The organism is Terriglobales bacterium, from assembly GCA_035487355.1.
GTDB lineage: Bacteria > Acidobacteriota > Terriglobia > Terriglobales > Acidobacteriaceae > QIAW01.
Genome location: DATHMF010000058.1, coordinates 1 through 20230 on the forward strand (window position 1 = coordinate 1; position 20230 = coordinate 20230).

Below are 20230 nucleotides of genomic sequence, written 5' to 3' on the forward strand. Positions count from 1 at the left end.
CTACAGTTACACTCTTGATCCGGCGTCGCAGGTTCCAAGCATAGTGACAGCCGGTGCTGGAGTAGGAAAGATCAATACAAATCCAACGCCGACTCCAACTCCAACTCCAACTCCCACTGCCACTCCGACGCCGACACCCACACCCACAGCTACACCTACGCCGACACCTACTCCGACACCGACGCCAACTCCGACACCGACGCCAACTACGACACCAACGCCTCCTCCGGGACAGTGGACCAGCGCACTCGGCAGCATTAGCCCGAGTCCCACTCACGTGGGAACCGGAACCGGCGTGGTCGTGGTTTTCACGAACCTCGCGAGCGGTCATCAGACCGCCAACCTGACCATTCAAGTTGTGAATTCATCCGGAACGGTGGTGGCCTCGACGACGGATGCCAACGAAGATGTTGCTGGAGGACAAACCGACAGTGACACTCTTAATTGGACGCCTGCGGCGACAGGGACCTACACGGTGGTAGGGCTGGTGACGAACTCATCCACCGGGGCAGTGCTCTCACAGAAAAATGTCGGCACGGCCACAGTCAACTAGGCTCATGATTGCCATGAGCTGAAGTTCAAACCGCAGTTTTTAAACAACCTCCGCCGGGGAACCATTCTCCGGCGGAATTTCCTTTGGTAGAGACGCAGCATGCCGCGCCTTCCAATCGTTTAACAAATGTAAACATATCGTTGCTATCTTTGAGATTGACACAATCATTGCACAGTTTTACATTTTGAAACGTCTTGGAATCCGCACATTCAGAAGGAAGTCATATGAAGAATCGCCGTGAATTGCTGCAGATGTCGTTGCTGGCTGGCGGAGCGCTTTTTGCTGCCCCTGCGTTGTTGCGCGGCAGCGCATTGGAATCATTCTTACCGGATGCAGACTCATTAGAAGACCCCTGGAACCAACTCCCGGCCATCCTCGAGCGGATCAAACCACCCGTATTCCCGAACCGCAGCTTTAACATTACGAAATTCGGAGCGGTTGGCAACAACAAGACCGACAACACGGAGGCTTTCAGGAAGGCAATTGCCGCGTGCGTGCAATCCGCTGGGGGCCGGGTGGTTGTGCCTGCGGGCGAGTTCCTCACCGGCGCCATCGAGCTGAAGAGCAACGTCAATCTTCACGTCAGCAAGGGAGCGACTATTCGCTTCACGCACGATACCAGCAAGTATCCGCTGGTGTTCACGCGCTGGGAGGGTACCGAGCTGATGAATTACTCGCCGTTTATTTATGCCTTCAAGCAGGAAAACGTCGCTATTACAGGTGAAGGTACGATTGATGGCAACGCCGATTGCGAGCATTGGTGGCCTTGGACTGGCCGTGCGGATTGTGGCTGGAAGAAGGGTGATCCGAACAAGGAAGATGATCGCAACCGGCTTCACGACATGGCTGAAAAAGGAGTGCCCGTCAGCGAGCGCATCTTCGGGCCGGGGCACTATCTTCGGCCGCAATTCATTCAGCCCTATGCTTGCAAGAATGTGCTGATCGAAGGCGTTTCGCTTCTCGGATCGCCGATGTGGCAGGTGCATCCCTGCCTCTGCACCAACGTCACCGTGCGCGGACTCAACATCAGCGCCTTTGGCCCGAACACCGATGGTTGTGATCCGGAATCATGCACCGACGTGCTGATCAAAGACTGTTTCTTCAACACCGGTGATGATTGCATTGCTATCAAGTCGGGAAGGAACGCCGATGGCCGCCGGACCAACACACCCTCGCGCAACATCGTCATCCAGGGATGCCGCATGAAAGACGGGCACGGCGGGGTGAGCATCGGCAGTGAGATTTCAGGCGGCGTGCGCAACGTTTTCGCTGAAAACTGCCAGATGGATAGCCCTCATCTGTATAGCGTCGTTCGCCTCAAGAACAATGCCATGCGCGGCGGAGTGCTGGAAAACATCTATGCGCGGAACATCGAAGTCGGCCAGGTTTCGATGGCCGGCCTCTCTATAGACTTTTTCTACGAGGAAGGCAAGTCGGGCACGTTCACGCCGGTTGCCCGCAACATTGAGCTTCGTAATATCAAAGTGCAAAAGGCAGACTATGCGCTGTACCTGCGCGGCTTCGAAAACGCACCTATTGAAAATGTCCGCCTGGTTGAGTGCGACTTCAATCGAGTAGCCAAATCTAACGTTCTTGAGAATGTGAAAGATCTTTTCCTTCACGACGTGCACGTGAACGGCAAACTACTGGATTCGGTCTGAAATGGGTAGAACGCTTGCAAATCGAAGGGAAGAGAGCATGTCTCTGATGGTCAAGCTGGGGGATTATCAGCTCAACAAAGTGGCCGAGCCGCCTCATCATTGGCGCTATCGGCCGTCGAGCCTGTTAACCATATTAAGATTCTACGGAGACAAATTCGTACGGCTGGTGCGAGGCATTGAGTACGTCCGTACTCTGGTTGAGTATGGAGGAAGGTCCGCAGACTCTGACGATGCGATTCCCCTCGAGGCCATTAACTTAGTGCTGCCGTCCTTCCAGGAAATAGAACAGCATTGCGATCAGTTAGGCCTGCGTGACACCGGAAACTGCGTTCGCCGGTTGATCAAAGAGCTGCGCTCTTTTCATAACGTTCGCACCTACGGTCAAGCCATCATCGAACTGCAAACCAGTCTGGCGGAAGAGCTCGCGCATCATGTTTTTGTTCGCGTGGAAAAGCCGCACTACTACGGGAAGAACCCGCGTTTTGCTCAGCTCGTAGCTGAAATATATCCGGAGATTGCTTACGACGTGGTGGAAGCGGGGAACTGCCTGGCCACGGGACGGGGGACGGCCTGTGTTTTTCATCTCATGCGGATCATGGATTTCGGGCTGCAGAAAATAGGTCCCAAACTGAAGATCCAGAAAATACAAAACAAGAGCTGGCAGCAGATATTAAACCAGATGAATAGGGCCATCAGCCGAATGCCGGAGAGCACTGCAGTTTTAAAAAAGAAGAAAGAAGTCTATGCCGAAATGGTCGCGCTGCTGGAGACCGTGAAAACGGCTTGGGGAGATGCTGCCATGACTCCCAAACCGGCCCATACATTAAAAGAAGCGGAGACATTGCTGGGTACGGTAAGCGAATTTATGGTTCACGTTGCTTCCATCCTGAATCCTAAATCCTTCAAACCCTCAGTTGACAAGACACGAAGCCGATCGCTGACGCCCTACCTGCAAGACAAAATTCATTACAACTGAAGTGCAGCCTTGCTTATTCAAAAAGCAAAGGCCGGAATTGACACTTAAATTCCGGCCAAAAGAACGGCGTTTTGCTTAAAAATCTGCACGGCGTGGCTCAAAGGACGAGGGCACGATCACACTGCCGCTGCCATTGATGAAATAGGCGTCTGCCTTGATTGTGTTCGGCGGTGCATCGCAGGCAAGCACCGCATCGCCGCCATGCTGCGGACCAGAATTGATATCATAGCCCGCGCCATTGCCGATGATCTTGAAAACTGATTTGCCGGCCGGGATTGTAAAACTAATCGTTGCCGGAGGATTCGGTGGCGCTCCCAAGGTATCGTTGGCGGTCAAGGTGCAGCTCAAGGCTTGATCGCTGGTGTTCTTAAAGCCCCATTGCGTAAGGAATCCGGTGAATGTGCTCCAGCGCGGGTTGTAATAAGTAGTATCAAGAACGTGCAGGTCAAGCAGTATGTTTCCTGTGGTCCCGGTGGTAATGCCAACAACATAGATTCCTGTTGCAGGCGCAATCCAGGTGCGGCGACGATCAGAAAAACCAGACAGGAGCGGATCACTAAAGGTGTTGCCGTTCACAGTCAGGGTGTCTGTCAACGGCGTAGTGCACGGTGTATCCGTAGAGTTGTACACGGTAGTCGCTGCCACGTAGATGCCAGTGTCTGTCAACTGTGGGGCTTTCGTCTCAAGCGAATAGGAATGTCCGGCATAACCGAATACGGCGTACCAATAGGTAATACTGGCCCCACTCAGGAAATTTTGAATGTGAATGCCGGTTGCGGGTAAATATAGAGGTGCAGTACAGGTTGTGGTTTGGGCAAAGCCCATATTTGCCGACAAAACCAAAGTCAGGACAATCAATAGTTTAAGCTTCATTTTTTCTCCTCATCAATTGGAACTAAAAACACGCTTTGCCGGCCCAGCAACTAAAGTACGTGGAAGCAGGCTTGTTCAGATGGGGGGATGCCAATTTTTATTCTGCTACAGACAAGGCCTAGTAGGTGAACTGACTTTAGAAATCGTTTCAGCTAGGGCGTCTTTTTTTTATGACTTTATGAATTTTGTGTCGCTAAAGGCAGGCCAAGTTCTTGGAGGTCCTGGACCCAATGGGTGAGAAGCAAAATCAGCCTTTTCAATTGTCTTTCAACAGCTCTTTGAAGGTTGATTTCCAAAGATCGCGAGTGACCTCGGATGGTTGTTGTGGCAATATGACACTCATGAACGGAGAAAACGTCGTGAACAACCGCACAAAAAACGCTGCACGTATTGCAATGCTCGGATTATTGTTTGGATGGTTTTGCGCTGGGTGCAATAAGGGCGTGGCTGTTCCAAGTGATTGCCAGAGGTTCCTCGACCAGTTTTTTCAGGCGGTTAAGTCAAACGATGTTGGAAAACTACAAGAGCTTTCTTTTCCGGAGAGCGTAATGGACCTCAGCGGAGTGCCACAAGAGGTCGCGGACCGGATGCGCGACGATCATAAGCAGATGGACAAGACTCAACTTGAAAAGATGAAGCAAATGTTTGGTGAATTCGAGAGTTACTCTGTGGTAAGCGTGGAAGTGACTCCAGTCACCGCGGCTGACTTGGAAGCTGTAAAGATGCAGGGGGCAAAGGATTTTTCGGCAGGGACTCATGCCGTGATTATTTGTAAGGCAAAATTCTCAAAACTGTCTGGGCAGTTTGCTTTCGAACTCATTAAAAAGGCTTCAGAGTCGGAATATTTATATGAAGCTTACCGTTTTGAAGCACAATGATGATGTGGGGAATGTTTTCAACGGAGTGCGGACACAAACACCGCCAAAAGAAGGTTTGGTAGCGCTAACGGGAATCGAACCCGTGTTTTAAGATTGAGAATCTCACGTCCTAACCCCTAGACGATAGCGCCACTCACGGGGACAAAAAAAATTATAACAGCAATGCAGCCTGAGCTGAATTGCTGCGTCCCTTGTTAGCGCTCATCCTCGCCCGCCCACAGATCAATGCCCCAGATGGAAGCGCCGGGTTCAACGCACTCCAGGCCTACTTGGCCTTCGGTTTTAAGTTCGCGGCTGCCGACCCAGGCTACGCGGTAGATGGCTTTTTCCTTGCCACGTTGAATGGTTACGACATCGCCGGGCTTGACTGAGCTCCGGACGCCGCCCAGCCGTGCGCCGCGCGGGCTCGCATTCAGCGTGCATGCCATTTCGGTCTTCGGGCGCTTGTCTTGGTCCATGATGATGACCTTCACAGGAAGTGCTATTGGTGTGCGTTGTTCGCGGCGTTTGCCCATTTTGGAACTTTCCGTTTCTGGAATTTACAGGGACTCAGCGCGCGCTTTGCAGTCCGCGCCAAAAAGAATAAAGATTTGCTGAAACCCAAAGGAGGAGGTAAGAAAGAATATTAATCCAAATTGCTCAAAGCTGCAAGAAATTTAGTTAAACCAAAACGGGACAGCAGCCAGATGCGGCAGAGCCACAATTATAAGCGCCGCCGAAGTCAAGTCCCAAAATGAATCGATTTTCAGTGCCCTTGTTCTTCCAGAAACTTTTCGACTTCCAGGGCAGCCATGCAGCCGGTGCCGGCAGCGGTGATAGCCTGGCGGTAGCGCCGGTCCTGGACGTCGCCGCAAGCGTAAACGCCCGGCACCTTGGTATGGACATAATCTCGCGTAACCAGATACCCATCTTTATCAGTCTCCAGGGCCCCGTCAAACATTTTGGTATTGGGAATATGGCCAATTCCCAGGAACATGGCGCTCGCGGGGAGCGTACTCAACTCGCCGCTTTTGACGTTGCGCAACTTCAGGCCCGTTACTTCTTTCTTGCTGACGTCGAGCACCTCTTCAACCACGGTATGCGGCAAGAAGTGGATCTTCTCGTGACTGCGCGCACGCTCCAGCATGATCTTAGATGCGCGAAAAGCTTCGCTGCGATGAATCAGAGTGACCTTGGTCGCGAAGCGTGTCAGGAACAGGGCTTCTTCCATGGCCGAGTCACCACCGCCGATCACAGTAATCTCTTTGCCGGAAAAAAAGAAGCCGTCGCAGGTGGCGCAGGAAGAAACGCCGTATCCAATCAGTGCCTGTTCGCTGGGCAGTCCGAGCCAGCGCGCGCTGGCTCCGCTTGCGATGATCAGGGTGCGGGTGCGCAGCGTTTCTTTTCCCAGGTTCAGCACAAAAGGCCTCTGGTTCAAGTCGGCGGAGACAACATGTTTCAGTTCAATCTCGGCGCCGAAGCGAATGGCCTGCTTCTTCATGTTTTCAATCAGCTCTGGCCCCTGAATCCCTTCGGGGAAGCCGGGAAAATTTTCCACGAGTGTGGTGAGTGAAAGCTGGCCTCCGGGTTCATGTCCTTCGAGGACAAGCGGCTTCAAGTTGGCGCGTGCAGTATAAATAGCGGCGGTCAGCCCGGAGCATCCCGAGCCGAGAATCACTGTGTTATGAACAGAATCATGCATAGTTGTTGGATTCCAACTTTTCTTTAAAGTTTCAGAGTCACAAATCTTAAGGTTCGTTGAACTGGTTTCGTGCCCAGCCTAAGGCTGCTTGCTCGGCGGAGCGGGCAGCCCAGGCTTCGTGCTTTTCGGCTTGTGGGTTTCCGGGCTATTTGTTTTTTCACCCACTCCCAGCCGGCGCAGGTCGGTAGGCACGGTGGTGCGCACATTCAGCGCCGTGCGGTAGTGACTCAAGATGGCCGAGGCTTGCTGAAACAGCGGATCATACGCGTGCTGGTCAGCTTCCGGGCAGCGCGCCAGCGCCACTGACGATTTGCCGAAGCGCTCGATGCGAACATGGTCCACCGGCGTATCGGACTTTAATACCTGGGCAGGATCTGCGCTCGCAGAGACCTTGTCTTCCATCGAAACCTGGATCACGTCTTTCATTTCGCGCGACCGGAAAACCAGCGTCTCTACAATCCCACCTGAGTCTACGCTGATTGAGTATTGCACGCTGACAAAAGGGGAATCCGGCGGAAACTCTCTTCGTATGCGCACCCAGTTGGAAGGTGCACTCTCGCCGCTGACCACCTGCGAGGATCCCAGCACGGAACTCAGCCCCGCCGGCGCTTCGGTCATCGTCGTGCGCCCGCGCGATATCTCAAAATCAGGCGCAAAATGGATCTTTGCCGGCAAGCGCTCCAGTGCGGTGCTCAACTCCTGCTTTTCGGTTTCTGAAGGTGAACACACATTCAGATAGTTGATTTTGACCTGTGATTTGGTTCCCTCGGCCGTCTGCTGCGCAAATCCTGCCGCGCCCGCAAGTCCAGCCAGGAAAAAAGAGAGAAGCAATAAAGGTTTCCTCAGCACGAACAAGATTGTATTCGCCCAGCAGCCCGGCTGGCTATGGAAAAGCAGTTTCTCAACTGGCATTTGGTCTTCTCCACGCCTCTGCGGTGATTCCCCGCCATCGCTGGCAGAAAACAGGCGACTGGGAGCGGCAACTGGCAGCCGCTTTAATCCGGGCTACAATTGATCTATGGCAAATTTGATTCTAGTTTACGGAATGCGGCTGCTCCCTGCCGATGAAATTGTCGAAGTTGGCGAAGCTCCGGTGAAACTCAAGAACGGACACGAGGCGCACGTTACCATGCACGTGCTCGAAGGCAGCAAGGAAGACATTGAAAAACAATTGCGTACAAGTCTGGAAGCATTTTTCGATTTTTATCCGGAAATCTAAAATATTGAGTCATTGGGTCATCGGATGATTGATCCATTGGGTTCAATTCGCCCAATGACCCAATGATTCGATGACCCGATTACTCAATTCTTCAATGACTCAATTCTTCAATCATGGTGGTTCTTTAATAATGTCTCAATCGTCGAGAGAAATTCATCAATATCAATGGGCTTAAAAAGCACCGCAACTCCTTCCCGGTCGGCCCGGTCCACGGCTTCCTTGGAGGCGTATCCCGTGAGCAGCACGCACGGAACATTGGGAGTGCGCACCCGTGCTGCATCAAAGACTTCGAATCCCGTGCGTTTTTCTTCCAGCGAGAGATCGCACAGCAGCAAGTCGAAGTTCTGCCGATGCACCTCGCTGACCGCTTGCTTGCAGCTTCCAACCGCGGTAGCGGCGTAGCCTTGTTGTTCAAGAATCATCCGGTAAGTGAAGAGGACAGCCGCCTCGTCATCCACGACCAGGATGGATGGTTTGTTGTTCATGGCGAACACTTGCTCTATACCGTTTTAAACTATAGGCGATTCCACAATTACTGTATCCACTACGGTGGAAGAGCGGGCCTTTAGGCCCGCGTTGAGATGCCAAGCAAATGGGCTTCAGCCCCGGTGCCGCGCGGATGCACCAATTCTGGAATTGCTTTAGAACGGTTTCATGACAGCTTTCGGAGGGCAACGGCTGGTTCTTGTTTATCCGTCGCCAAAAACTGGCAACCGGCAACCTGTCCCGACGTGCCGTGGACTGCTATCGAACCACCGGAAGATCAATCTTAAAAACCGTGCCCTTTCCCAGTATGCTTTTTACGCGCATCTTGCCGCTGTGGTTCTCAATAATGCCTTTCACAATCCACAATCCCAGGCCTGTGCCCTTTTCGCCCTTGGTGGAAACAAAGGGTTCAAAAATCGTCTTGAGGATCTCGCTGGGAATTCCAGTTCCGGTGTCGGCCACGGTGAGGCGCGCCCATCCATGGATTCCATCGGACGCGGGAAAGTGCCGTGTGCGCACCTTCAGCACCGCCGGGCGCGTCGAAGCGCTGCCCTCGCACTCGCTGGACGGGGTTATGCTGTCTCTGGCATTGATCACCAGGTTTGAAACCACCTGCCTGAACTGGTCAGGAGAGCCCACGATCACAGGCAGCGTGGCCAGGTCTTTTTCAATTCGGATGCCCGAACGTTCCAACTGTCGCGAGAAGAGCGTCAAAGTATCTTCCACCACGCTATTGACGTCAATCGCGCACACCTGCTCCGAATGCCGGTAGAGGCCGAGCATCTGGCGCACAATACGCGCCACGCGGTCGGTTTCGCTTTTCAGGATCTCATAGATGGGCTGGGCCTCCGGCTTCATTACCCCTTGCATGAGGAAGATGGCATTCTTGATCGCCTCCATGGGGTTGTTGACCTCATGGGCAATGGTTCCCGCCAGCCGGCCGGTGGCGGCGAATTTTTCCATCTCGATCATGCGTCTTGTCATCTGTAACTGTTCCAGCTTGCGAAATGCTGAAAGGTCGCGCAGCACGGTAATGGTGTAAGAGACCTGTCCGCGCTTGTCATAAATCTTGCCCGAGCGGGTGTCGTAATCAACCTCGCCCTTGTTCTCCAGTGAATAGAGACGCAGACAGCCCTCCTGGCGGGTAGCAAACGAGAAGGTAAATGCCTGCAGATGTGCATCAAGCTTCACTTGGTTGTTCACAATGCGCGGATCAACCGTGCCCAGGCGAATCGGTCCGTCCCTGGTCTGGCGCATCTGGCCAAATAGCTCCTGGGCGAGGGAATCGAGCATCACCACCCGGGCCGAGCCGTCGGCCACAATGATGGGATCGCCCACGTTCTCAATCACCATGTGCATCAGGTCGCGGTCCTGGCGCACCACCTCTTGTGCATCTTGCAGGCGCTCCATGTTGGCGCGGAACTCCTGATCGGCGCGGCGCAGATCGGTAACGTCGCGCATTACGGTGACCAGCCCGCTGCGCTGTCCATCGCGGCTGAAGCTCGGCGTGGTGACGGCTTCAAATAGAACTTCTTCACCTTCGTGAATGTCAATCAGCGTCAGGTCGCGTGAAGAATTCGGGCTGCCGGAAACTGCCATGGAAGCGAGTGCAGCCGAAAACAGAAGGTTGTTGAGTTCAACTGCGCGCGCCGCACCCTCGGAGACTTCTTTTTCGGGAAGCTTGAAGAAGCGCTCGGCAGCGCAGTTCTGTGCAATCACCCTGTGCTGCGCATCGGTCAGGATGACCGGGTCGGCCATGCTCTGCAGCAGGGTCTGCATCTGCGCGATGATTGCGTCGTTGTCGCGCATGCGATTGTAGTAGTGGTCCACCTTGAACAAGCGGGAGAGATGTCCGTTGGCTGTCTCGATAAGCGAACGCAGATCGCTCATCTGGCGCTCACTCACCTGCGCCGGCATTTCCACCAGGACTGCGCCGGCGTAGGCCCGCATCTCGCAGGTGCGGCACACTTGCTCAGAAATTTCCAGGGCGCCCGGCTTGAGAAAGTTCTGCACGGCCAGGCAGGACCGGTTTCTGCGCTCCGCCTCCCAGCAAGCGTTGCGGTTCTTGAAGAGCACAGGATGGCAATGGATAGAGCGCCCGTTGGTGCCGGCCTTGGGGACCACCGCCGGCTTCAGGGAACGCAGAACGCCCACAATTGAATTCTCTCCTTGCCAGAGGGCGGTGGTGAACTTCTGCAGGTAACTCTGGCTGCAGTGGATGGCTGCGACCGGCTTGATTTCACCGCTCTCCATATCGAGCGCGACCACAAGGGCGCGTGGAAAGCCCAGTGCAACCACCTCTTCCATCAGGATGGGATAAATCTCGTCGGAGCGTTCAGCGGAAAGCAGCCGGAAAGCAGCCCGACCCCTTTCGGGAATCAGATCGCGTTCGCTCTTGGGCACGAGTTGCGGAGCTTGCGCGCGCATTTCTGGAGTTGCCATACTTCGAGAACTTTTGGACACAAGGATTCAACTCTTATCTGCGCGCAGCAGTCCGGCGCAGGCGCGTTGTAGTTTCAATCACCTGCGGCGCTGGGGTCTCTTCCGAGAGTTGCGGACAGGCAACCAGTCCCACCGGGCCGACGGCATTTGCGTGCTTAAGGTATGTATCAATCGAGGCCACCACCCGCGCCTCTGCCCTGATCAGGTCTATACCGGCTAGGGAGATGCGCACCCACGGGTCAATCACAATGCCTTTGTCGAGCACGCGATCCAGTACATCAATAAGACTGGAACCGCCTGGTACACGTTCAACCGCCATGTTTTCCTCCAGTGCTCACGAACTCCCCTGGCACTGCCCCTAACCTTTACAACCAGTCATAAATACTTTTCGCAGGAACCCGCGATACATGTATCAGGGCACGACTTGAGTCGGGCCGTAAAGCATGAAATGTCTCGGGCTTTAGCCCCTGCGGTAAAAATATTCACCCAGCTCACCAGACCCTTGTCGAATACGCGGTCGAGGATGTCTATCAGGTTCGTTGTTCCGGAAACAGTAGGGACCCATTCCATAGTAGGTTGTACTGCTTTAAATGAAGTATCGCGAACCGAGTGGTGGGCGTGTACCCTTTCGATTGCGCGTCCTGCAAAATCCTACCAACCTCGAATCGCGCTGCTAACCTGCCACAAACTTGCGTTAAGGAATGCTACTGCCGCTGCTGCTCCGTGTCAACGCAAGCCACACCTATTTTTTCGTATAACTTGCTTGAAAAAATCAGGTTTTTACCCGGGGCATTAACGAAAAGCACGCCAAGACTCAGTACCCCTCCGCAGCCTTGGATTCCGCCCCCTCCGCCGGAGTTGCATCAACCCAGAGGCGGTGTAGCGCCGGCGTCTCGCCAGCTGTCGTGTGGGCATGCTGCCCACACGTACTTTGCCAAAGTTCAAAACTTTTTTAACACTGGGCAACGGGCAACCGGCCACTGGCAACTGCTCCTACACTTTCACAAACGAGTACGGCGGCCACGGGCCGGTGAATTCAATACGTCGCTGAAACTGCCACTGGCGGGAAAAATTCTCCATGATGGAATTAAATTGCTGTTGCCGTCCGCGCGGCAACAGGATGGAAGCCTGCCATTCGAGCCCCGGCTGTCCGCCGCTTACCTTGCCCGCCGTTGCTGTCTCCAGCACAATCTGGTCCAGTGCAGCCGCCAGCTTTTGTACTTCAAGCGAGAGCGCACGTGGCCGGCTGCGTTGCTGCATCTCGTCATGCAGGGCAGACGCTTTGCGGCGCAGGTAATCCGGGCCCGAGCTGGCGCCTAGCCCGCGGGGCTGCTGTTCCAGAAAAACTTTAACACCCCACTCGTCGGCATCGGTGACATGCTGCAGGGATTTAAGCAGCGCCCGCTTGCGTGCCGTTATGTCTTGTGCCAAGGGCTCTTCACTGTGAAATATCGTGCCCAAGCGCGCAGGCAAGACCGGGCCGCGGCGCACCAGCTCGCTCACCACCCGCTGATGGCGCACGCCGGCCGTCGCCAGCCAGTTGAGATTTTCCATATTCGAGGAGATCTTTTCTGCGAACCCACTGCGGCTTACACGGCTGATCCAGCAGGTAAAGCCGGCGCAAAGCAGCGGCTCGACCAGTGCTGTCCCGTCAACTCCCTCCAGGTGCACCGGCTCAAACTTGTGCCGTAGCGGCGCAATTCCATACAGATACAGCGAGGTGCCCAACGCGCTTCTATTGTGATTGCCTGTGGCGCCTCGTGCTCTTTTGCCCGAGTTTTTTCTGCTCCGCCTTTGGATTGCCGTTTTGTTTTTGCGCTTACTGGTCTTTGCAGTTGCCATAGTTCATGCGTGAACGATTTTACCCTGCTCCGCCCAGCTATTTCTTCGGGAAAATTTCGCATCACCAGCCAGGAAGCGGCTCAGCCAGCATGACCGGGGGTCAGAACAAGGGATTTGCCAAAACCCCCACTCTAAAATCTAAGCATCTGATAATAAATGACTTATTTAAACTTGAAAACTTTGATTAAAATTGAGGTTTTCAAGTTTCGATTTCCACAGTCCTCTAACCTCAACCGTATAATTTATCGGGTATAGTTCCGGTCATGGAGATTCTCCGCTACATCCGGCGAAAGCTTGCGGCGTCGGGCCTGCTGCCCCAGAGCCGCCTGGCCTATTTTTCGTTGCTGATGCTAGGCATGGACCTGCTCCTGGTACTGATTCGATGGTTGATCCTGCTGGCCGCGCGCCCGGAAAACGGTCCAGTTGCTGCACAGTCGGCACTCGGCGGCTGGATTGCTCTCTTAACATTTGTGAATGCCATACTTTTTGGCATTCTTGCCGTACGCTGGCTGCGCAACACATTAATGTGGCGCCTGCGCAACCGGCTGATCGTGACCTATCTTTTCATCGGAGTCATTCCGGTCGGCTTGATTGCGGCAATCGTTCTGTTGGGTGGCTATCTGATCGCGGCCCAGTTCGCGATCGTCCTGGCTTCGCATGACATCCACACGGAGATAGACAATCTTCAGGACGCCAATGCCGAATTAGCCGGACGTTTAGCCGATGCCGCTCGTCACGGTCTTCCCTTATCGCAACCCGGCATTTTGCAAGACAACTTGGCTGCGCTGTACAAAGATTTTCCTGGATTGCAGGTTACGGCCACCTTCAAAGGACAGAGTGAAATCTTCAGCGCACAGAGTACACGACGCGGTTCAGCTCCTCCGATTTGGATCAAAGGCCAGTATGGCGGATTGGTATCGGAAGACGACCACACTCTGCATCTGCGAACTGTGACGCTGACCCCGGTAGGCAACGATGTTCTTACGGTGCAGGCAGGCGTGCCGGTGGATGCCAGGGAGCTTTCTCGGATCGGCAGGAACCTGGGCGAAATTATCCTCGCCACCGGTCGCGTGGTCACCGACGCAGACGGCACTCAAAAGCTCGTCTTCGATATGAATAGTCCAGAAGGAAAGGTACGTGGCGGAAGCATCCCGCTTGCGATTAATTTCCTGGACCATGATGTTTCAGTTCCCAATCCATTCCCCATAGTGAACTGGCCGTCAGGCAGGAACGAAACTCTGTTCATGGTTGTAAGCACCCGGCCATCAGTCCTCTATCCGCGTCTATTCCTGACGTCCAGTGAATACGCAACAAGAATTAAAACCGCGTTGTTTGGAATTGCGGTCATGTTTGCGTTTATCGAGCTCGTCGCTCTGATCATCGGCCTGCGCATTACGCGCACCATTACCCGGTCGGTGGCTGCGCTTTATAAGGGCACCGAGCGCGTTAACCAGGGCGATTTTCATCATCGCATCGAGGTCAAAACGCGTGACCAATTGGCTGCGCTCGAAACCTCGTTCAATTCCATGACTACGTCGCTGGAAGCCCTGATTGCCGAGCAAAAAGAAAAACAGCGTCTCGAAAGCGAATTGGCCATCGCACAAGAGGTGCAGGGGCAGCTTTTTCCCAAGCTGGATCAACAGATTGCTTCGCTGGAAGTGCACGGCGTTTGCCGTCCGGCGCGTACAGTCAGTGGAGATTACTATGACTTTCTTATGCTTGGCGCAGAGCGCATGGGAATTGCAGTGGGCGACATCAGCGGCAAGGGTATTTCGGCCGCCTTGCTTATGGCTACAGTTCACTCTGCCGTGAGGGTATACGAATTTGAAGGGCTTCCCAGTCACGCCAGGCTGACCACCGCCGCCTTCGCAGCAGCCAGCAGGCACAAGGGGGGACTAGCAACCGCGGATGCCCCGAGCACGACAAACGGCAACGCAGCTCATTCGCCCAGCGAGGTCTTGTGGCTGCTTAACCGCCATCTGTTCCGCAGCACTCCGACGGAAAAATACGCAACCATGTTTTTGGGTGTTTTTGATGGCAGTAACCGGCAACTTACCTATTGCAATGCCGGTCATCTTCCCCCGATGATTCTGGGTGCAAATGGCGAGGTTCGCCGGCTGGAGGCCGGTGGTACTGTCGTTGGGCTGCTGGACAACATGTCTTATGAAGAAAAGTCCGTCGAGCTGCATTCCAAGGACCTGTTTGTGGCCTACAGCGATGGCGTCACCGAGCCGGAGAACGAGTTCGGGGAATTTGGCGAAGCCCGCCTGCTGGAGATTTTGCAGGCGAACCAGCAACTGCCTCTGGCGCGGCTTTCGGAAATAGTGACTGCCGCCGTGGTGGACTGGATGGGTGCTGCTGAGCAGCCCGATGATGTGACCCTGGTCCTGGCGCGTGCGCTTTGATGGAATTGATGTAGGAGATGTAGGATAGGAGCAAACCCATGCGAAAATTCTGCTTTTGGATGTTTGTGATTTCAGTTGCACTTTGCTCTTTTGCTCTCGCCCAGCAGAGCAAAGATAAAAAGGCCCAAGAGAAGAATAAGCCTCAGACCACGGCCACTCCTCAACCCACGCCTCAACCCACGCCCATGCTTCCTGATGAACAACGTCACCTGCAGGAGGCCGGGACCGTGTTAAAAGAAATCCTGAACATGCCCGACTATATCCCGCAACCCCTGCTCAACAAGGCGGAGTGCATTCTGGTTTTTCCTTCCGTCAAAAAATTTGCTATCGGCATTGGGGGCAGTTCCGGTCATGGGGCCTTGAGTTGCCGCACCGGAGAAAAGTTTAATGGTCCCTGGAGCCCGCCTTCTCTGTACACGCTCAAATCAGGCAGCATCGGATTGCAGGTGGGTGGTGCGTCCACAGATTTTGTCCTGCTGATCATGAATCCGCGCGGAGTGGATTCGGTGTTGCGCAGCAAGGTGAAATTGGGCAGCGATGCTGTCGCTACAGCCGGCCCCAGGGGCAGGGCGGCTTCTGCTTCCAGCGATCCCTCCATGCATGCCGAAATCTTCACCTATGCGCGTTCGCGCGGATTATTTGCGGGCGTTTCCCTGGAGGGCGCAACCCTGCGACAGGATAACGACGCCAACCAAAAGATCTATGGCCGCAAGGTTAGCGCCAGCGAGATCGTGCGCCAACAGGCCGTCACCGTAACCGCAGCGGGAGACCTCATGGTTTCCACGCTGAATAAGCTGTCCCCGAGCAATCTGGCGGACCGGGCTCCGGTCCGGTAACTCTTCTGGTACACCGGTATCCGAACACCCACTTTTCGAGTGAAAAGGGTCAAATTGGGAAGAAAACCAAGTATTTTGAATGTTTGTCGTGCACAAAACCCAAATCCGCACTAAAATTCTCTCCGTATAAGTTGCGTGGGGTATTGGTCCCCGCAACTCCTTGTGTAAAGAGAGCTGTATGCCCGTAAACCCCGGTTCAGTGCTGGTGTTGGTCTGCCCCCAGTGCGGCAAAAAATACAAAGGCGACCCGAGTAAGCCGGACGCACGTTATGAGTGCCCGGTTGATCAATCCACGCTGATCCGTTTGGATCTGCAGGCGATCGCAGCGGTGCGGCAAGCACGGTCAGAAGCCAACAGGCCCCAACCGGCACAACGGGAAGTTACTGATGCCGCCAAGCCGGATACTGATGGCGTTGGTTTTTCGCAAGACGATGTCCCCACGCAATCCCCCACACAGCCCTACACACAGTCCTTTAACGATCAGGATGCCACTCGTCTGCTCACTAGCACAGAAAATGATCAGGCCACTGTAAAAATTCCGCCTCCGGAAGCCAGCCGCGATGCTCGCCAAGGACAGGAGAAGATAACGCGAGAGCTCACCATGTCTTACGGGGAAACGTCCACAGAAACTCCCACCAAGGACTTTTCCAGCATGGCCATTCCGGAACAAAAGCTACAAACACAACCCCAGCCCGCACAATCCTCAAGCATCTCGCCTACCGCTTCCGGTTTTGTTCCGATGACCATGCCTACGGGCACAGAACTATTAAACGGATTCGAGCAGCGGCGCTCTGTCGTCGCTGCCCTCGAGCGCATGGGCGGTACTGATCCCGAAACCGGCCGGCTTATCCCGGTTTACAAATATGAGATGAAAAGCAAGCTCGGCCAGGGAGGCATGGGAGAGGTCCACAAAGTTCTTGACCGCGACCTTCGCCGCGAAGTAGCCATGAAGATGTTGCGCCCGCGAGACAGCAGCACGGTGGGGGAGGACGAAATGCTGCGCTTCATCAAGGAAGCGCAGGCCACAGGGCGCCTGGAGCATCCTAATATCGTCCCGGTGCACGATCTGGGAATTGATGCTGAAGCCCGCATTTATTTCACCCTGAAATATGTTAAAGGCCTGTCCCTCAAAGAAGTAATCCGCGGACGCCGCGATAACAAACAACTCGAAGACGGCCGCAAGTTCCGTGACGTATGGAGCGCGCGGCAGATGATTGAAATTTTGATCAGCATCTGCAACGCCATGGCCTACGCCCACAGCAAAGATATTCTTCACCGCGACCTTAAACCCGACAACATCATGCTGGGTAAATTCGGTGAAGTGCTGGTCATGGATTGGGGACTGGCTAAAATCCTGAGCACGCGCGTTGCCGCCAAAGCCGATTCCAAGGAACAGGAAGCATTCCTGGACCTCACCATGCGCGCCAGCCTGGACAGCAGCATGACCATGGAAGGCGCAGTCGCGGGTACGCCTGCCTACATGGCCCCGGAGCAGGCTGCTGGCAGAATCAGCGAACTTGACGAGCGCACGGATGTCTATTCCATGGGGGCAATACTCTACGAGATCCTTTCCAGCGAACCGCCGTATAAAGGCGGTACTGCGTTGGAGGTAGTGCGCAAGGTCAACCAGGACCCGCCGGCGCCGTTACAGACCGGGACGCACGGTTTTAAGCCCATTCCGCGTGAGCTCAAGGCGATTTGCGAAAAATCCATGGCACGCAATCCCGGCGAGCGCTATGCCTCAGCCCAGGACATGCGCAATGACCTGCAGGCATATTTGGAAGATCAACCAGTTTCCTGCTGTCCCGATACGCCGCTGGTACGGTCCATCAAATGGATCAAGCGCAATCGCAACCGGGTGACCGCCAGCGCTACCACAGCGGCTGCGGTACTGGCCGTCGTTCTTCTTGCCTGGTTTGGATACAAGCAATACCGGGTACACCAACTCCTGAGCTCTGCCCAATCTCAGATGGATGAGGGTAAAACGCGCTACAACGCTTATAAAAACTCCATTCTAAAGTTAAGTCCTGACGATCCTTATCGTTTGACCATGCAAGCCTCTGCCCAGGCCGATCTTGCGAATGTCTATCGTGAGAAGCTGCAAGGCGCGGTAGAGGACGCCACCAAGGCGCTCGATGTTTCTCCCGGCAACAAGAGCGCGCGCAGCTTTCTGGCGGAAGGTTACATGGAGTTATGGCGGCTGGCGCTGGCGCAGAACAATGACGAACTGATGAGTGTGTACGGCGGCGAGGTGCTGCGTTATGCGCCGAATCCGGAGGACTACAGCAAAGAACTGGATGGGCTGGGCGATCTGGAACTGACCGTCTCACCGGAAGACGCAGAAGTCTACCTTTTCCGTTTTGAAACCTTGCGCTCTACCGATCAACAGGGCAACGCCTTGCCGCCGCGCCTGATTCCGGTCCCCTTCAATTTGCAAACGCTCACATCAGACGCAGCTTTTCTTCTAGCCGAACAGAACCGGGCCAAAAGCGGGGAAGCGGTCATCAAGGGTACGCATTCCATCTTCCGGCTTGATCCTTCGACTGGTTCGCGCCTGGGTTCGGGAAAAATTTCAGTCCCCGGACTTCCTCCCGGCAGCTACATGTTGCTGGCAACCGCGCTGAATTACGGTGAGACGCGGGTGCCTTTCAAGATGCCACGCCTGGGAACGGTGAACCGCCACATTGATATGCCATTGAGCAGGGAAATCTTGCCCGGGTTCTTTTTCGTGGCCGGCGGAGACGTTTGGGTAGGCGGCGACAGCGCCAACGCTCTGCCCCGGCAGAAAAAGACCATAGCACCCTTTCTCATGTATCACGATGAAATCAGCATGGGCGACTACGCCCAGTTCCTGAAGAGCATTGGCGGAGCTGCCAAAAGCCATCTGCCGCGCGATTTCGGCAAGCCTCTCGCGGTGCTGACCTCCAGCGGGCTGGCTCCGGCCAACGGCAGCGATGCAACCCAGTTCGCTAAATCCCCGGTGCGAGGCATCTCTTACAACGACGTTATGGCTTACATCGAATGGCGCTCCAAACGCGATGCGGTCACCTACCGCCTGCCCACAGAAATTGAATGGGAGGGAACCTGCCGTGGCCCCGACGGCCGTAAATACTCCTGGGGCAATCAGCCCGGGAGGGGATTGGCGATTGTTACTCAAGGTTACGGCGACTCCGGCGCAAACATGAGTTGGAAGTGGGAAGACTACAAGGATGAATCACCCTATGGCGTCCACAACCTGGCGGGCGGAGTGGCCGAATGGACCAGCTCTCTTTACGACGAAAAAGCCAAGTCCACAGATCCGGTTTATGGACAGAGAGCAATTCGTGGCAACGCCTGGTCACTGCCTCCAACCGGGTTGGAGTGTGCTTTCCGTACCTCCGGGCAGCCTGATTATTTCCATCCTACGATCGGCTTCCGTTTAGCCGCCGATTGGCCGGTCAAGCGTACGGGAGCGCCCCAGGCGCCTCCGGACGAGACAGAAAGTCACGACCACGAGACTGCGACGGCGACTCCTAAGCCTTCACCCACGCCAACCCCGCGCAGCAAGATAGATGAGGCGCTGCATAAATTGGGGCTCGACAAATAAATTGATTCATTGAATCATCGGATCATTGAGTCATTGAATTAAAGTTTGAAGGCTGATTTATAAAGTACGATTTTGCTTCGGTGTTTACAGTGCTTTCAAAAAACCGTCGATTTCAAGAAATCATAAATCGTAAATCTTACTTCATACTTCGAACTTCTTGCTTCAAATGATTCAATGACCCGATGAGTCAATGACTCAATCACAGTCTGCGTCCACAATCCCAGGTTCCAGATGCGCTGCCATCATTAAAGGCAAAAGATCCGCTTTGCAGATCAGGATTCACGGTAATTGTGCCGAATCCGGCGATGGGTTTTCCATTGGGAGACTGGAGTGCAATTCCGATGTTGGGATACGTCCCCGCTCCGTCGTATGGCCTGTTGTTTTCCTGTCCGGGGGAGAGGCGGTCGCTCAGCGGACCAATGGTGAAGGCCAGGACACGATTGGAACGGCTGGGGAAACCGAAACCCACATCGCCCGCATATTTCCCACCACCACCGCCATAACACTCTGCGCCGCTTAACTGCTGCTGAAAGGGTTTTTCGATACGAGCTCCCCCGGCCATCGCCGTGGTCGCAGAATTCACCGATCCAAGCACGCTGTCAGAAGACGGATTCTGCTGCTTGTTGCAGCCCGCCAGGAAAAGAACAATCAAAATAACATTCAGAGTAAAAACGAGCAGAAATGTAGGTTGCCGCATCATTTCGTGGACTCCGATTCCTTGAATAGATTCTAAAGCTTCCAGAATTGTTATGTCGCACTTACCGAGAATTTCTGCTCTCGTTTGCGTTTTTT

Annotated in this window: 17 protein-coding genes and 1 tRNA gene; 8 read left to right on the forward strand and 10 right to left on the reverse strand. The window is 54.5% G+C overall.

The features are described from left to right. The 3 genes from VK738_11475 to VK738_11485 all read left to right on the forward strand — a co-directional run. A partial coding sequence (locus VK738_11475) for a hypothetical protein (GenBank protein HTD23268.1) occupies positions 1–553 on the forward strand: 553 nt, incomplete at its 5' end. A 224-nt stretch (positions 554–777) separates the two neighbouring features. Next, positions 778–2214: a glycoside hydrolase family 28 protein gene (locus VK738_11480; protein ID HTD23269.1), complete on the forward strand. Its 1437-nt coding sequence runs from the start codon at positions 778–780 to the stop codon at positions 2212–2214. Positions 2215–2251: 37 nt separating this feature from the next. Continuing rightward, complete coding sequence (locus VK738_11485) at positions 2252–3190, forward strand: hypothetical protein (protein ID HTD23270.1); 939 nt, start codon at positions 2252–2254, stop codon at positions 3188–3190. Between the two features lie 75 nt (positions 3191–3265). On the opposite strand, the gene VK738_11490 is transcribed toward VK738_11485, so the two are convergent. Then, on the reverse strand, positions 3266–4063 hold the full coding sequence (locus VK738_11490) for a hypothetical protein (protein ID HTD23271.1): 798 nt from the start codon (positions 4061–4063) through the stop codon (positions 3266–3268). Between the two features lie 230 nt (positions 4064–4293). Between VK738_11490 and VK738_11495 the strand changes: the two genes are divergently transcribed. Then, positions 4294–4941, forward strand: coding sequence for a hypothetical protein (locus tag VK738_11495; protein ID HTD23272.1), 648 nt, complete (start codon positions 4294–4296; stop codon positions 4939–4941). Positions 4942–4997: 56 nt separating this feature from the next. Here VK738_11495 and VK738_11500 read toward each other — a convergent pair. From VK738_11500 to VK738_11515, 4 genes are all read right to left on the reverse strand, one after another. Beyond that, a tRNA-Glu gene (locus VK738_11500) sits at positions 4998–5072 on the reverse strand. 63 nt (positions 5073–5135) lie between these two features. Next, on the reverse strand, positions 5136–5456 hold the full coding sequence (locus VK738_11505) for a hypothetical protein (protein HTD23273.1): 321 nt from the start codon (positions 5454–5456) through the stop codon (positions 5136–5138). Between the two features lie 230 nt (positions 5457–5686). Next, positions 5687–6622, reverse strand: coding sequence for a thioredoxin-disulfide reductase (trxB, locus tag VK738_11510; protein ID HTD23274.1), 936 nt, complete (start codon positions 6620–6622; stop codon positions 5687–5689). Between the two features lie 78 nt (positions 6623–6700). Next, on the reverse strand, positions 6701–7534 hold the full coding sequence (locus tag VK738_11515) for a hypothetical protein (protein ID HTD23275.1): 834 nt from the start codon (positions 7532–7534) through the stop codon (positions 6701–6703). Positions 7535–7640: 106 nt separating this feature from the next. Here VK738_11515 and VK738_11520 point away from each other — a divergent pair, with 106 nt between their 5' ends. Continuing rightward, entirely contained in the window at positions 7641–7841 is a 201-nt protein-coding gene (locus VK738_11520) for a hypothetical protein (GenBank protein ID HTD23276.1), read from the forward strand. A gap of 107 nt (positions 7842–7948) precedes the next feature. Here VK738_11520 and VK738_11525 read toward each other — a convergent pair whose 3' ends face one another. The 4 genes from VK738_11525 to VK738_11540 all read right to left on the reverse strand — a co-directional run bounded on the left by VK738_11525 (position 7949) and on the right by VK738_11540 (position 12497). After that, entirely contained in the window at positions 7949–8326 is a 378-nt protein-coding gene (locus VK738_11525; GenBank protein HTD23277.1) for a response regulator, read from the reverse strand. 259 nt (positions 8327–8585) lie between these two features. Continuing rightward, positions 8586–10769, reverse strand: coding sequence for an ATP-binding protein (locus tag VK738_11530; GenBank protein HTD23278.1), 2184 nt, complete (start codon positions 10767–10769; stop codon positions 8586–8588). Positions 10770–10803: 34 nt separating this feature from the next. Continuing rightward, positions 10804–11088, reverse strand: a complete 285-nt coding sequence (gene gvpJ, locus VK738_11535) for a gas vesicle protein GvpJ (protein HTD23279.1) — start codon at positions 11086–11088, stop codon at positions 10804–10806. A 674-nt stretch (positions 11089–11762) separates the two neighbouring features. Further along, positions 11763–12497 (reverse strand): GvpL/GvpF family gas vesicle protein, encoded by a 735-nt coding sequence (locus tag VK738_11540; protein HTD23280.1) that lies wholly within the window; start codon positions 12495–12497, stop codon positions 11763–11765. A 377-nt stretch (positions 12498–12874) separates the two neighbouring features. Between VK738_11540 and VK738_11545 the strand changes: the two genes are divergently transcribed. The 3 genes from VK738_11545 to VK738_11555 all read left to right on the forward strand — a co-directional run bounded on the left by VK738_11545 (position 12875) and on the right by VK738_11555 (position 19438). Next, complete coding sequence (locus VK738_11545) at positions 12875–15016, forward strand: SpoIIE family protein phosphatase (protein ID HTD23281.1); 2142 nt, start codon at positions 12875–12877, stop codon at positions 15014–15016. 38 nt (positions 15017–15054) lie between these two features. Continuing rightward, positions 15055–15852 carry a lipid-binding SYLF domain-containing protein gene (locus VK738_11550; protein ID HTD23282.1) on the forward strand — a complete coding sequence of 266 codons (798 nt, stop codon included), beginning with the start codon at positions 15055–15057 and terminating at the stop codon, positions 15850–15852. 178 nt (positions 15853–16030) lie between these two features. Next, positions 16031–19438 (forward strand): SUMF1/EgtB/PvdO family nonheme iron enzyme, encoded by a 3408-nt coding sequence (locus tag VK738_11555; GenBank protein HTD23283.1) that lies wholly within the window; start codon positions 16031–16033, stop codon positions 19436–19438. Positions 19439–19637: 199 nt separating this feature from the next. On the opposite strand, the gene VK738_11560 is transcribed toward VK738_11555, so the two are convergent. Further along, a complete protein-coding gene (locus VK738_11560; protein HTD23284.1) occupies positions 19638–20138 on the reverse strand; it encodes a hypothetical protein in 501 nt (166 codons plus the stop codon). Positions 20139–20230 lie beyond the last annotated feature (92 nt).

Bases quoted from the DNA above. Each gene is read 5' to 3' on its own strand.
- VK738_11530 (HTD23278.1), bottom strand. From the start codon at position 10,769: ATGGCAACTCCAGAAATGCGCGCGCAAGCTCCGCAACTCGTGCCCAAG.
- VK738_11550 (HTD23282.1), top strand. From the start codon at position 15,055: ATGCGAAAATTCTGCTTTTGGATGTTTGTGATTTCAGTTGCACTTTGC.
- VK738_11525 (HTD23277.1), bottom strand. From the start codon at position 8,326: ATGAACAACAAACCATCCATCCTGGTCGTGGATGACGAGGCGGCTGTC.
- VK738_11545 (HTD23281.1), top strand. From the start codon at position 12,875: ATGGAGATTCTCCGCTACATCCGGCGAAAGCTTGCGGCGTCGGGCCTG.
- VK738_11480 (HTD23269.1), top strand. From the start codon at position 778: ATGAAGAATCGCCGTGAATTGCTGCAGATGTCGTTGCTGGCTGGCGGA.
- VK738_11495 (HTD23272.1), top strand. From the start codon at position 4,294: ATGGGTGAGAAGCAAAATCAGCCTTTTCAATTGTCTTTCAACAGCTCT.
- trxB (HTD23274.1), bottom strand. From the start codon at position 6,622: ATGCATGATTCTGTTCATAACACAGTGATTCTCGGCTCGGGATGCTCC.
- VK738_11560 (HTD23284.1), bottom strand. From the start codon at position 20,138: ATGATGCGGCAACCTACATTTCTGCTCGTTTTTACTCTGAATGTTATT.
- VK738_11485 (HTD23270.1), top strand. From the start codon at position 2,252: ATGTCTCTGATGGTCAAGCTGGGGGATTATCAGCTCAACAAAGTGGCC.
- VK738_11515 (HTD23275.1), bottom strand. From the start codon at position 7,534: ATGCCAGTTGAGAAACTGCTTTTCCATAGCCAGCCGGGCTGCTGGGCG.
- gvpJ (HTD23279.1), bottom strand. From the start codon at position 11,088: ATGGCGGTTGAACGTGTACCAGGCGGTTCCAGTCTTATTGATGTACTG.
- VK738_11505 (HTD23273.1), bottom strand. From the start codon at position 5,456: ATGGGCAAACGCCGCGAACAACGCACACCAATAGCACTTCCTGTGAAG.
- VK738_11490 (HTD23271.1), bottom strand. From the start codon at position 4,063: ATGAAGCTTAAACTATTGATTGTCCTGACTTTGGTTTTGTCGGCAAAT.
- VK738_11555 (HTD23283.1), top strand. From the start codon at position 16,031: ATGCCCGTAAACCCCGGTTCAGTGCTGGTGTTGGTCTGCCCCCAGTGC.
- VK738_11520 (HTD23276.1), top strand. From the start codon at position 7,641: ATGGCAAATTTGATTCTAGTTTACGGAATGCGGCTGCTCCCTGCCGAT.